Origin of the sequence: Staphylococcus intermedius NCTC 11048, from assembly GCF_002902385.1 — a bacterium.
In the GTDB taxonomy this organism is placed as follows: Bacteria; Bacillota; Bacilli; order Staphylococcales; family Staphylococcaceae; genus Staphylococcus; species Staphylococcus intermedius.
Window position 1 is genome coordinate 1 of the sequence record NZ_PPQH01000029.1, and the last position, 13,403, is coordinate 13,403.

Here is a 13,403-nt window from a genome sequence, read left to right on the forward strand (position 1 = left end):
GTAAAAGCACTAGGCTCACTTTTTTCAAATACTTTACTATTATTTGTATCTACTATTATCTCAATATTATCTTTATTTTTAAAAAATAAAGGACTATTTTCAATATCGTAATCAATATGTTTAAAAAATATTACTTCATTCTTATTTTCTTCAAAATGAGAAATCATTTTTTCTATTCTATCAATCCTTTCTTGAAAATTACCTTGTTCTACAAACCCTTTTTGCAAATCCAAAACTACTAAAGCTTTATTCATATGCTATACACCCCCAATTTTTAAAATGTCATATTAATAAATTCCTTTAAAATATTTATTACAGTATGGATCAATTATCTCTTGTACGTTCATTTTTTTCTCTCATTAATTGTACATAACCTTTTGTTTCAATTTTTGAATTGATAAATCCAAACTCTGTCTCTGTTTCTTTTACAAAGGAATCGTAATCATCTTCAGAAAAGTCGCCTAAGATTTCAACTTCAATATAATATCCAAGCTCTCCAACTACGTCAGCGTTTACAGTTCTGGTTTCTTCAAGATTAGTATATGATTTTCTATCTTTGTCAATAGTCATGATATTAGAGAAACCAGCATCTAGAATATTTTTTACAAAATCCATTTGTTGCGATTCTAATAAAATCTCATCTTCCGTCCAGAAACCTGGTTTCACTGTATCTTTCCTAGTAAAAATACCTGATGTAGAATCATTTTCTTGACGAAATCGATAAATAAAGCTCCCCTTAACATCTTCTTCAGTTTCTTTTCCACGCGCTTTATAATACTTATCTATTTGTCTATTCTTTGATTTAAATTTATAATTTTGATCTAAAAATTCAATCACTTTAAGATAATTATCTTTATCAGCAATTGAAAACCTAACTTCTAATTCTTTCATTAAATTTCTCCTTTCAACTCATTAAAAGCAAATGAAGCTACGACAGTATTTATTTAACATTTACACCTCTAGAACATACACACGCTATCAACTCCATCAATTTTTTATGATTTTGCTCTATCCATCGTTCAGAACGATCAACTTGTGTTCCATACATTTCATCTTTATCTATCGCATGTAAACTGAAATTTATGCCATCAATTCCTGATTCGATTATTTTGTCAATGACGCGTTTATTACAACAAATAGAAGTCATTTTGACGATAAATCCATTTTTCTTAAATTTTCTGAATATAAAGTCAACTTTAGTATGCAAACTAGCTTGCCCCCTGTCAAGTGAATCTCAGAAATATTTAATTCTTTAGTAACTTCAAGAAAATCCGAGAAAAATATTTTATCTAAAAAGCCAACATTTTGTATAAGCTTCTGATTTGCTATTACCGGTTCCTTCATTGTGACACCACCAACTGTTCCAGTTACAGCTATCTATAATTTTTATTCTAATACTGTTCAATGGTGTACGAACAAAATCTTCTTTTGCTTTTATAAAATCTAATATACTCAACACAACTCCTTATTTTTTTCGCATGAAAATTTTGACTATCCATTTTGATAAACTGGCAAACAATAAATAAATGAATTATCATCATATGATTGAACTTAAAATAATGCTCCGATGATATTGAATAGAAATATTAAAATTAAAAACAATGTTGAAATCATAGCAGACCGCTTGAGTGATAACTTACCTGTTGCATGTCATAGCAACATGAATAAATAGCTTTGAAGGGTAAGTTTTAAATCAAACGCAGCTAAAATTTGATTGCCTGCATTAAATACGTTTAAACTTAAAATATTATAGTCTTCCGGGTTTAATCCAAATAAAAATTGAATGATAGCGACGATTAAAGTGACAACATTTATGACCAATACGAGTAATACTGCTCCGGAAAATAAACTTTTAGCGCTCGGTTTGGTTTTCAATATTTTAGCGACTACCAAAGACAAAATAAAGAAAAATAACATAGAAAATAGAACAGTAAATCCTACTGTAATAGAGAAAATAGTTCGATTGATGATGAGTGCGCTATGCTGATCAACACCTTCAAAAGATAAAGATTTTTCATCAGATAATGCTTGTGAAAATAACTGACCAGACAACATACCAAACAGAACTGCGATAAGTAAGTTAAGTGCCCATCGAGTAGATGACCTTTTTTTATAAAAATCATAGTATAAAGGCCATTTTTTGATATCCAATTTAAATCTCTCCACCGTTTCTCATATTGTATGTACGCTATATCCAATCAACACAACAAGTGGCCAGCATATTACCAACAATAATTGACTATATGATACAAAAAATCCGAGACTTTTCGCCATATGTAACGAAAGCCTCGGATTTTTTCTCAGTTTATTTTATTGTTATTTCTTTGATTCAGGTAAGGCAAGTTGGAAGTTTACGCCATATTTATCTTGAACCCACGCAAATTCACGATATTGCGGTGGCATTGCTGTTTTTGGCATTAAAATCGCGCCACCATCCTTTAAACCATTGTATAATGTATCCATTTCAAATTGATCTTTCACTGTGACATACAATGACATCGCTGGGTTCATTTCAATCTCTGTGCCATTCATATTATCGATGGCCATAAAGACTTGACCGTTCAATGTAAAAATAGAATGTTGCACTTTACCTGCTTGTTCTGGAATCGTGTCATCGTATTTCACCATTGTGATGATGTCGCTGTCTTCAAATAATGACGTATAACGTTTGATGGCTTCTTCAGCTTCACCATTAAACATTAAAAACGTTGTAATTTTAGGTATTTTCATAACCTATCCTCCTCAAATGTTAAGAGATACGTTCACAATACACGATGTTGTTTTGTTATACTGTGGCAATTTTATTTCTGTCTCTATTTGATTCTCTTTTGTTTTTTGCTTTCACTCTATATTATAACCGGTTACAATAGTGTTAAATCATTTTTGGAGGTTATTTTATGATTAGTATCAATTTATTAATTCCTCTTTTAGTTTTTCTATTGATCTTAGTTGGCGGTTGGCTCTTTTTACGCTGGTATTTAAAATAATCCGTTCATTGGCTTAAATGACATGACTAACACTTAACTAAAATGGCGTATTATTGAATCATTTTCTTCTCAGCCAATGGGTCTTAGTAACATTTCAATGAGTAATTCCCCACATAATTAATCTTGTTGCCAATTGCTATCATAGGCTTGCGTTCCTGGGGCTGTTCTGTCCCTTCAACTCAATTCGGCTTGATTGAAGTTCGCCCGAATTGAAGCCGAATTGGATTTTGGGAGCAGTACAGAAATCTCATGTGCAACAAAGATTTCGTCGTACTGCCCCCGCAAGGCTGACGAGACTTCTCAAAAGCATGCGTATTGAGAAGTCAGACAGCCACTGCGTGAAACAGTAGCCGCTATCAAAGTTAAAACACGACATATTGTTTTTAACTATATCCCTCAGGATGTCAGCCTTCTAGCCAATCTCACATCAAATGCAGTCACATAGGGCAAGTTTCGAAAATGAAGATACCTTAACTTTTATGTACAATTCATCTTTATTTTTGACTGTTTTAACATCATTAATCGTTATATGTCCATAAAAGGATAGGGCCTGGGAAAACTTAATGTCCCAGGCCCTCTTCCAATATTTACTTAAAAATATTTGTAATCAATCCTAAAATCATGTCATATATTTTTAAACACACACTACTATTAAGATGAATATGTGATTAACAATAATTAGCACTTGTCTTGAGGTGTTTCAATGCAAATAATAACAAGATTGCAAACTGTTCATTTCACACTTAAGAACGATAACCTGTTGGATTGCGAATCAGAGCGAGACTCCCGAGGGATCAGACGCAGCCGAAAATCCAATTTGGCTCCATCAAGTGTACACTAAAATCAAGCCAAATTTAGTTGAGGCAAGTCCCCTGGGAACGCGAGCTCATGATAGCAATCAGCATAATACCATTGAACAAACAAGATCTACTTTTTAATGAAATGTATAACAGCTTCTTGTTGTGCTTATAATTGATTACGCCATTCGACTAATGTTTGAATGTCTGCCTCTGATATTTTACCTTCTTCACGTGCCACTTCGATCAATTCGTCATAGTGACTTAAAGTATAGAAAGGGACACCTGCAGCTTTAAACGTCTCATCAGCTTTATTTAAACCGTAAGTAAAAATAGCAACGACGCCTAACACTTCTGCACCCGCTTCTTGTAATGCTTCAACAGCTGTAATTGAAGAGCCCCCTGTTGAAATCAAGTCTTCAATAACCACAACTTTTTTACCTTCACTGCGCGCGCCTTCGATTTGATTTTGTTTGCCGTGACTTTTACTTTTCGAGCGAACATAGTTCATCGGTAAGTTCATTTTGTCTGAAATGTAAGCCGCGTGTGGAATGCCGGCAGTTGCTGTGCCTGACACGATTTCTACTTCAGCAAAATGTTGTTGAATCAGTTCGATTAAGCCGTCACGAATGGCTGTACGTACTTCCGGATAGCCGAGTGTGACACGGTTATCACAATAAATAGGTGATTGAATGCCTGAACTCCACGTAAACATCTCATTCGGTGATAATGAGACAGCTTCAATATCTAATAATGATTTAGCGATTAATTTTGACATGCATTTAACCAACTTTCTTTAATTTGATGATAACTTTGTACTGGATGGTCGCTTTGTGTAATCGGACGACCTACAACGATATGTGTCGAACCGAGTTGACGTGCTTGCTCGGGTGTCGTGATACGTTGTTGATCGTCTTTCGCACTGTTTGCTGGACGAATGCCTGGTGTGACTTTTAAGAAATCTGCACCACAATGTTCACGAATCATGGCAGTTTCTAACGGCGAACATACGACACCATCTAAGCCGGCTTGTTTTGCAAGTTGTGCATAGTTTAATACAGCCTTTTCCATTGATGTTTGGATGTTTTGCTCATCATGCAATTGTTGTTCAGATGTGGAGGTCAATTGTGTGACAGCGATGATTTTAATGTCTTTATTATGTCGTCGTAACCCTTCCACTGCACGTTGCATCATGACTGTACCACCCGCTGCATGAACATTGACGAGGTCCACGTTCAGTTTCGCGAGCCCTTCCATTGCTTTACCGACCGTATTCGGAATGTCGTGCAATTTTAAGTCTAAAAAGATGTCATGACCGAGTGCTTTAATTTGATCGATGAGTGCAGGACCCGTCTGATAAAACAGTTCCATGCCAATTTTGACGAATAACGGTTCATCAAATTGTGCTAAAAACGACATCACTTCTGCTTCTGTGGCAAAATCTAAGGCGATAATCGGATCTTGTCTCATAATTGATACAACCCTTTCAACGTACGTCCTTTAAGTTCTGAAATATGTTGCACATTTAATGCATCTAAATATTCAGGTAAGGTGTCAATAATCTCTTTACATACCATTGGATTTTGGAAGTTAGCGGTTCCGACTGCTACTGCATCTGCACCGACCGATACGTAATCAATGACATCTTGTGCGTTTTGGACACCACCCATTGCGATAATTGGAATATCGGGTAAAGTTTTGCGCACATCATGCACCATTCTTAATGCGACAGGCTTAATTGCAGGGCCACTTAATCCCCCTGTCACGTTATGAATAATCGGACGACCAGTACGTGGATCAATTCTCATACCGACGAGTGTATTAATCATCGTTAAACCGTCTGCATATTGTGCGATTGCTTCCGCCATTTCGACTATGTTGGTCACATTAGGCGACAATTTCACATAAACCGGAACTGATGATACTGCTTTAACTTTGCGTGTGAGTTCTGAGGCGATGGTCGGGTCTACACCGAACTGCATACCGCCTTCTTTCACGTTCGGACATGAGATATTAAGCTCTAATGCTTTCACGTTCGGTGCTTTTGAAATATGTTCAGCCACATATACATAGTCCTCTTCCATTGATCCTGCGACATTGGCAATAATTGGGACATCATGTTGTGCCAATGCTTTCAGTTCATGGTCAATAATGTGATGAACACCTGGGTTTTGCAGTCCAATCGCATTGAGCATCCCGCTATCTGTTTCAGCAACACGTGGCGTTTCATTGCCAAAGCGTGCTTCTTTCGTTGCGGCTTTAATCATGATCGCACCGAGCTCTGACAAGTCATAAAACTGGCCGTATTCTGCACCGAAAGCGAAACAACCACTTGCCGGCATAATCGGATTTTTTAACGATAATCCTGGCATTTCCACTGCTAAACGATTCATAGTACCACCGCTCCTCTTTCAAAAACTGGTCCATCTGTACAAACTTTGACATAATCTGTCGGGCTCTCTGGTACGTGGCAAACACAGGCAAAACACGCACCCACACCGCAACCCATACGCTCTTCTAAAGAAATATAGCCCGGTACATCTTTCAACGTTTCTAACTGTGTTAAAGCTTTCAACATTGGCAGCGGTCCACATGTGTAGAAAATATCGTAATCAACCGGCAGTGCATCAATGACTGTTGTAACAAATCCTTGTGCACCTAACGAACCGTCTTCTGTCACAATGTGTGTTTCACCTAATGCTTCAAATTGTTGTTGATAAAACACGTCTTGTGCTGAGCGAAAACCAAGCACGTGTACAGTTTCGATACCGCGTTCATTGAGTTGTTTCGAAAGTTCATAAAGCGGCGGAACACCAATGCCTCCTCCGACAAGTAAAGCTTTTTTCTTTGCTTTATTTACTGGAAAACCATTACCGAGTGGTGCCAAAATATCAATTTCGTCCCCTTCATTCAAGGCAGCAATGCGCTTTGTACCTTCTCCTTCTGCACGAAATAACATGGTGAATTGTTGCTGTGCGTGATCGATATTGCAAATTGAAATCGGACGACGCAACATGTGTAATGAGCCTTCTCCTGCTTTAATATGCACGAACTGACCAGGTTGCTGAAGTTTTTCAACAACCGGCCCTTTGACTGTTAATTCATAAATGCGCTCTGCAATAGGTGCATTTGAAACCACCGTTAATTTTTCCACCGCTTTTGCCCTCCTACATATTTCTCATTGAAAAAGTCATGCTCTCAATGACATTTGTTAATGCGTTCGCTGTATCAAGTGAAGTGAGACAAGGGACCCCATTTTCAACGGATGCGCGACGAATTTGGAACCCGTCACGTTCAATCGTTTTACCTTTTGTCATCGTGTTAATCACAAGTTGAACCGAACCGTCTTGAATTTTTGTAATTAAATCATCATGACCGCCAATTTTTTCTACTGTTTCAACATTGATGCCATTGTCTTTTAATGTCGCGGCTGTTCCTGCTGTTGCTACAATTTTATAGCCGACTTCACTTAACCGTTTCGCGATCTTGACCATTTCGTCTTTATCTTTATCGCTTACCGTGATGAGTGCTGTTCCGTAATCTTTTACTTCCATCCCTGCTGCTGTTAACCCTTTGTATAGCGCCTTTTCGAGTGTAATATCGCGACCCATGACTTCTCCTGTTGACTTCATTTCAGGTCCAAGTGTGATGTCGACATTTTTCAATTTATTAAAGCTGAATACCGGTGCTTTAACAAATACCCCTTCTTTGTATGGTTGGATACCAGGTTGATAACCAAGTTCAGTTAGTTTTTGACCCATGATCGCTTGCATGGCGAGTTGTGCCATTTGAATTTCAGTAATTTTACTTAAAAACGGCACCGTACGACTTGCTCTTGGATTCACTTCTAGCACATAAACCCCATCATGTGCGAGAACGAATTGAATGTTGATCAAACCGATGACGTTGAGTCCTTTTGCTAATTTGATCGTATAAGCTTCCAACGTATCAATAACGTCTTGGCTCAACGTTTGTGGCGGATACACTGCGATCGAGTCACCTGAATGGACACCCGCACGCTCGATATGTTCCATAATACCTGGAATAATCACTGTTTCACCGTCACAAATCGCATCCACTTCAATTTCTTTACCTGTTAAGTAACGGTCCACTAATACAGGATGTTCTGGACTCACCTTCACCGCTTCATTCATGTAGTTTTCAAGTTCCGCATCGTTATACACAATTTCCATCGCACGGCCACCAAGAACGTATGATGGGCGCACAACGACGGGATAACCGATATCACGTGCATTGTCGAGTGCTTCTTGAGCAGATGTCGCTGTTTTCCCTTTTGGCTGAAGCACGTCGATTTTGTTCAGTAATGCTTCAAATTCTTTACGGTCTTCAGCACGGTTTAAATCTTCAAGTGATGTCCCTAAAATTTTCACGCCATATTTCGCTAATTTGTCTGCTAAGTTGATGGCCGTTTGACCTCCAAATTGCACGACGACGCCTTTAGGTTGTTCAAGGTTGATGATATTCATCACATCTTCTTCAGTCAGTGGCTCGAAATACAACTTGTCTGAAATTGAGAAGTCTGTCGATACAGTTTCAGGATTGTTGTTAATAATGATCGCTTCATAACCGGCATTTTGAATCGCCCATACGGCATGGACAGTCGCATAGTCGAACTCTACCCCTTGACCGATACGAATAGGTCCTGAACCGAGCACGATAATTTTCTCTTTTTCAGTCACGAGTGATTCATTTTCTTCTTCATACGTGCCATAAAAATAAGGTGTTGTTGATTCGAATTCAGCTGCACACGTATCGACCATTTTATACACTGGACAAATGTTGTGCTGTTGACGTAAATCGTATACTTCTGCTTCTGTCATTCCGAAGCGATGCGCAATCACGCGGTCACTAAAGCCGAAACGTTTCGCAAATCTTAAGTAATCAATGTCTCCTGGATGTGCCTTTAACGCATGCTCCATATCGATAATATTTTTGAATTTGTTTAAGAAGAAGTAATCGATTTTCGTCATTTCATGTAACTCTTCAAGCGTTGTGCCACGACGAATCGCTTCTCCAATGAAGAAAAGTCGTTCGTCATCTTGTGCTTGAATACGTGACTTGATGTAGTCTAAGTCGAATGATTCACCATTTGGCAAGCCGAGATGATGTACGCCATATTCTAATGAGCGAATCGCTTTCAACAGAGATTCTTCGTACGTACGGCCAATCGACATCACTTCTCCTGTCGCTTTCATTTGTGTACCGAGTTCACGTTCACCTTTTTCGAACTTATCAAATGGGAAGCGTGGAATTTTCGAAACGATATAGTCTAAGCTTGGTTCGAATGCCGCATAAGATGTCCCTGTCACTGGGTTTTTCATTTCGTCTAACGTGAGACCTACCGCAATTTTCGCCGCAAGTTTCGCAATCGGATACCCTGTTGCTTTTGAAGCGAGTGCCGATGAACGAGAGACACGTGGATTCACTTCGATAATGTAAAACTGCATCGAATGTGGATCTAATGCCAGTTGCACGTTACAGCCTCCTTCGATTTCTAGGGCACGAATCACTTTTAATGACACATCACGTAACATTTGATATTCCACGTCAGAGAGCGTTTGACTTGGCGCCACAACGACTGAGTCACCTGTATGAATACCAACTGGGTCAATATTTTCCATGTTACAAACAACAATTGCGTTATCGTTTTTATCACGCATCACTTCATATTCAATTTCTTTAAAGCCTGCAATTGATTTTTCAATTAAACATTGTGTAGCAGGACTGTATTTCAACCCATTTGATACAACTTCACGGAGCTCTTCATCGTTATGACAAATACCGCCACCGGTTCCACCCATTGTAAAAGCTGGACGTACGATTAACGGATAGCCTACCTCTTCCTTAAAGGCAAATGCTTGTTCAAGTGTATTGACGATATCACTTTCAGGGACTGGTACATTCAAGTCGTTCATTAATGTACGGAACAATTCACGGTCTTCTGCTTGTTCAATCGACGAAAGTTTCGTACCGAGGAGTGTCACATTGTTTTCAGCTAAGACACCACTGTTATGGAGTTCAATCGCCATGTTGAGCCCTGTTTGTCCACCGAGCGTCGGTAAAAGCGCATCCGGTTGCTCTTTACGGATAATGCGTGCAATAAAATCATGCGTGAGCGGTTCGATGTATACTTTGTCAGCAATTTCTTTATCCGTCATAATCGTTGCAGGGTTAGAGTTAACCAAAATGACACGGTAACCTTCTTCTTTTAGTGCGAGACATGCTTGTGTCCCTGCGTAGTCAAATTCTGCTGCTTGACCGATGATGATAGGACCTGAGCCAATCACTAAAATCGTTTGAATATCATTTCTTTTAGGCATGTGTAACGCGCTCCTTTTGCTTATTTTGTTGCATCATTTCTACAAATTCGTCAAATAAGTAATTTGAATCTGTTGGACCTGGACAAGCTTCTGGATGGTATTGCACTGAAAAGGCCGGTAACGTACGATGTTTTAAGCCTTCAACAGTGCCGTCATTTAAAGCGATGTGCGTAATTTCTAAACCGGTTTGTGCAACCGAATCTGCATCGATCGCGTATCCGTGGTTTTGACTTGTTAGCGCAATTTTCCCTGTTGCTAAGTCTTTAACAGGATGGTTGGCACCACGATGTCCAAATTTCATCTTGAATGATTTCGCCCCTTGACTGAGCGCGAACAGTTGGTGACCTAGGCAAATACCGAAAAACGGAATGCGACCTAAAATACCGTTAATCATATCAAGCGCAACTGTCACATCATCCGGATCACCAGGGCCGTTCGATAACATCACACCATCTGGCGCCATTTTAATAATCGTTTCGGCAGAAGTGTCGTAGGGAACGACCGTTACCTCACAGCCTCGTGCATTCAATTCACGAACGATATTTTGTTTTTTACCGAAGTCCACAAGTACTACACGTAAATCAAACCCTGTTGAAACGTAAGGTGTTTTTGTAGACACTGTTGGTACTTCAGTTCTAGGAAATTCTGTTGTTTTGAGTGCTGTCACGGTTGTTTCAATTTCAGATGGATCATCGACAAATGCTGCTTTGAGCACACCATGTTGACGAATCTTTTTCGTAATGCTACGTGTATCGACACCGCTAATGCCTGGGATATCATATTCTTTCAGGACGTCATCAAATGATTTTTGTGCTCTAAAATTACTCGGCATTGTGCAAGCTTCTTTCACGACCACCCCATTCAAACTCGGTGTCAGTGATTCAAAGTCGTCGTGATTAATACCGTAATTTCCAATTAATGGATACGTAAATGTAATAATTTGTCCTGTGTATGACGGGTCTGAAATCGTTTCTTGATAACCTGTCATCGCTGTGTTAAACACAATTTCTCCACGTGTCAGTTTGTCGGCCCCTAACTTAAAACCTGTATAATGTGAACCATCTTCTAAAACAAGGTAACGTTTCTCAAACATGTTTATTTTGCCTCCTCGTAACGAATGTCGCCTTCAACCATCGTTAAAATTGGATTACCGTATACTTTTTCACCTAAGAACGGTGTGTTAGATGCTTTTGATAAGAAATCTTCTGCTTTAATTTCATATTCATCCTCTAAATTGATCAATGTTAAATCCGCAAGACCTCCTTCTTCTAACTTGCCATATGGGAGTTGGAATACGTCAGCCGGCTTCGTTGTTAAGTAATCGACCAATTGTTGTAATGACCAATCCCCGTTTTTAACAAAGTGTGTGTAAAGTAATGGGAAAGCTGTCTCACTACCAACAATACCGAATGGTGCACGTGTCATCGGTTGTGCTTTTTCATCTGCTGCATGTGGCGCATGATCTGTTGCAATACAGTCAATCGTTCCGTCAAGTAAGCCTTCTAATAACGCCGCTCTATCTTCTTGACTTCTAAGCGGTGGATTCATTTTATAAATTGCATTGTCACCAGGTACGTCATCTTCTGTCAGTAATAAATGGTGCGGTGTCACTTCAGCTGTTACCGGAATACCTGCTTTTTTCGCATCACGGATCACACGCACACTTTCTTTTGTCGACACGTGGCACACATGATAATGGCACCCTGTTGCTTCACTGAGTAACACGTCGCGTGCAATTTGGACAGATTCACAAATATTCGGAATACCTGGAATGCCAAGTTCTTGACTGCGACGCCCTTCATGCATTGCGCCGCCATAAATCAAGCTGTTATCTTCACAGTGTGCAACAACCGCTTTATTTTGTGCTTTTGCTTGTTGCATCGCTTCATACATCATCGCTGCTTCTTGAACACCGACACCATCATCTGTAAATGCAAATGCACCATTTTCAGCTAACGTTTTGAAATCGACATGTTCTTTACCTGCTTGGCGTACGGTAATTGAAGCATAAGGTAGGACGCGTACTTGTGCATTTTTCTCAATTAATTCATTCAATTGCGTTAAATGTTCCAACGAGTCAGGGACAGGTTTCGTGTTTGGCATTGGACACACTGTTGTAAAACCACCACGTGCTGCTGCTTTCGTCCCTGTTTCGATTGTTTCTTTATATTCGCCACCTGGTTCTCTTAAATGAACATGCACATCAATGAAGCCTGGTGCTAAAAAATGCCCTTTTGCATCAATCACTGTCATCTCTTCAGTCGGTTGAATCGTTTCAGCAATTTGTTTCACTTTCTTACCGTCGATGAGCACATCCACTTTTTTCAACGTACCTGCTTCTAACATTTTTGCATTTTGAATTAATTTCATCATTATCGCTCCTTAACCTTTTAAAATTTCAGCCAATACTGCCATTCTTATGTACACACCGTTTGACATCTGTTCAAAAATACGTGACTTTGGTGCTTCGACTAATGCATCTGCAATTTCTACATCTCGATTGACGGGTGCGGGGTGCATCACAATCGCATGCTCCTGAAGTTTGGCATAACGTGCTTCAGTCAATCCATACTGACGATGATAATCCGCCTTTTCAAACCCTTGTGCATTGCCATCATGTCTTTCATGTTGGACGCGCAACAGCATCACAATGTCGACCTCGTCAATCACATCATCAAGTTCGACATAATCTGCGGCCATGCTATCGTCTTTCCACACGTCAGGACTTGAGAAGACCACGTTTGCGCCGAGTGCTGTGAGACTATGAAAGTTACTACGTGCCACCCGTGAATTTTTAATATCGCCGCAAATGACGACTTTTAACCCTTCGAAGCGCCCGAAAGTTTCATAAATGGTCATTAAATCGAGTAAGCTTTGCGTCGGATGTTGACCACTTCCATCACCTGCATTAATAATCGGAATGCCCATATTGAGCAATGCTTCGTAGTAATGGTTTTGTTCATGACGAATGACGAGCGCATCACATCCAATACTTTGCAATGTTCGACATGTGTCATACAGTGATTCTCCTTTTTGTACAGACGAGACACTTGATTCAAAATTGAGTTGTTTCATATTCAAACGGTGCTCTGCCATTTCAAAACTACATTTCGTACGCGTTGAATTCTCGAAAAACAAGTTCGCAATGTAGCGTCCTTGCAAATTCGGCACCGCTTCACCTGCTTTATACTGCATCGCTTTTTGAATTAAGTTTTCAATTTCTTCTACAGATAAGTGTTCCATTGATACGAGATGTTGCATGATCATCAAGGCCTCCT

The 13,403-nt window shown here is 39.3% G+C and carries 13 protein-coding genes; all 13 read right to left on the minus strand.

Translation table 11 applies throughout. From position 1 onward, the window contains the following. The coding region (locus tag CD138_RS06540; RefSeq protein WP_142380752.1) for an isochorismatase family protein at positions 1–254 on the minus strand (254 nt) is incomplete at its 3' end. 70 nt (positions 255–324) lie between these two features. Further along, a complete protein-coding gene (locus CD138_RS06545) occupies positions 325–891 on the minus strand; it encodes an adenylate cyclase (protein WP_096559777.1) in 567 nt (188 codons plus the stop codon). Positions 892–940: 49 nt separating this feature from the next. Continuing rightward, on the minus strand, positions 941–1,207 hold the full coding sequence (locus CD138_RS06550; RefSeq protein ID WP_019167391.1) for a hypothetical protein: 267 nt from the start codon (positions 1,205–1,207) through the stop codon (positions 941–943). 443 nt (positions 1,208–1,650) lie between these two features. Continuing rightward, on the minus strand, positions 1,651–2,151 hold the full coding sequence (locus CD138_RS06555) for a hypothetical protein (protein ID WP_019167392.1): 501 nt from the start codon (positions 2,149–2,151) through the stop codon (positions 1,651–1,653). Between the two features lie 165 nt (positions 2,152–2,316). Then, positions 2,317–2,730: a VOC family protein gene (locus CD138_RS06560; protein WP_019167393.1), complete on the minus strand. Its 414-nt coding sequence runs from the start codon at positions 2,728–2,730 to the stop codon at positions 2,317–2,319. A 1,223-nt stretch (positions 2,731–3,953) separates the two neighbouring features. Next, positions 3,954–4,562: an orotate phosphoribosyltransferase gene (gene pyrE, locus CD138_RS06565; protein WP_019167394.1), complete on the minus strand. Its 609-nt coding sequence runs from the start codon at positions 4,560–4,562 to the stop codon at positions 3,954–3,956. Continuing rightward, a complete protein-coding gene (gene pyrF, locus CD138_RS06570; protein ID WP_019167395.1) occupies positions 4,550–5,254 on the minus strand; it encodes an orotidine-5'-phosphate decarboxylase in 705 nt (234 codons plus the stop codon). Before pyrF ends, pyrE begins: the two co-directional genes overlap by 13 nt. After that, positions 5,251–6,177, minus strand: coding sequence for a dihydroorotate dehydrogenase (locus tag CD138_RS06575; protein ID WP_019167396.1), 927 nt, complete (start codon positions 6,175–6,177; stop codon positions 5,251–5,253). Before CD138_RS06575 ends, pyrF begins: the two co-directional genes overlap by 4 nt. Continuing rightward, positions 6,174–6,938: a dihydroorotate dehydrogenase electron transfer subunit gene (locus CD138_RS06580; protein WP_019167397.1), complete on the minus strand. Its 765-nt coding sequence runs from the start codon at positions 6,936–6,938 to the stop codon at positions 6,174–6,176. The genes CD138_RS06575 and CD138_RS06580 overlap by 4 nt, the downstream gene beginning before the upstream one ends. Positions 6,939–6,951: 13 nt before the next feature. After that, the gene (carB, locus tag CD138_RS06585) at positions 6,952–10,125 is read right to left on the minus strand and encodes a carbamoyl-phosphate synthase large subunit (RefSeq protein WP_019167398.1); all 3,174 of its coding nucleotides are present in this window, start codon (positions 10,123–10,125) and stop codon (positions 6,952–6,954) included. Continuing rightward, a complete protein-coding gene (locus CD138_RS06590; RefSeq protein ID WP_019167399.1) occupies positions 10,118–11,218 on the minus strand; it encodes a carbamoyl phosphate synthase small subunit in 1,101 nt (366 codons plus the stop codon). Before CD138_RS06590 ends, carB begins: the two co-directional genes overlap by 8 nt. 2 nt (positions 11,219–11,220) lie before the next feature. Beyond that, on the minus strand, positions 11,221–12,495 hold the full coding sequence (pyrC, locus tag CD138_RS06595; RefSeq protein WP_033193764.1) for a dihydroorotase: 1,275 nt from the start codon (positions 12,493–12,495) through the stop codon (positions 11,221–11,223). A 12-nt stretch (positions 12,496–12,507) separates the two neighbouring features. Further along, positions 12,508–13,386, minus strand: coding sequence for an aspartate carbamoyltransferase catalytic subunit (locus CD138_RS06600; protein WP_026066761.1), 879 nt, complete (start codon positions 13,384–13,386; stop codon positions 12,508–12,510). Positions 13,387–13,403: the final 17 nt, after the last annotated feature.

Bases quoted from the DNA above. Each gene is read 5' to 3' on its own strand.
- CD138_RS06545 (WP_096559777.1), bottom strand. From the start codon at position 891: ATGAAAGAATTAGAAGTTAGGTTTTCAATTGCTGATAAAGATAATTAT.
- CD138_RS06560 (WP_019167393.1), bottom strand. From the start codon at position 2,730: ATGAAAATACCTAAAATTACAACGTTTTTAATGTTTAATGGTGAAGCT.
- pyrE (WP_019167394.1), bottom strand. From the start codon at position 4,562: ATGTCAAAATTAATCGCTAAATCATTATTAGATATTGAAGCTGTCTCA.
- pyrF (WP_019167395.1), bottom strand. From the start codon at position 5,254: ATGAGACAAGATCCGATTATCGCCTTAGATTTTGCCACAGAAGCAGAA.
- CD138_RS06575 (WP_019167396.1), bottom strand. From the start codon at position 6,177: ATGAATCGTTTAGCAGTGGAAATGCCAGGATTATCGTTAAAAAATCCG.
- carB (WP_019167398.1), bottom strand. From the start codon at position 10,125: ATGCCTAAAAGAAATGATATTCAAACGATTTTAGTGATTGGCTCAGGT.
- CD138_RS06590 (WP_019167399.1), bottom strand. From the start codon at position 11,218: ATGTTTGAGAAACGTTACCTTGTTTTAGAAGATGGTTCACATTATACA.
- pyrC (WP_033193764.1), bottom strand. From the start codon at position 12,495: ATGAAATTAATTCAAAATGCAAAAATGTTAGAAGCAGGTACGTTGAAA.
- CD138_RS06600 (WP_026066761.1), bottom strand. From the start codon at position 13,386: ATGCAACATCTCGTATCAATGGAACACTTATCTGTAGAAGAAATTGAA.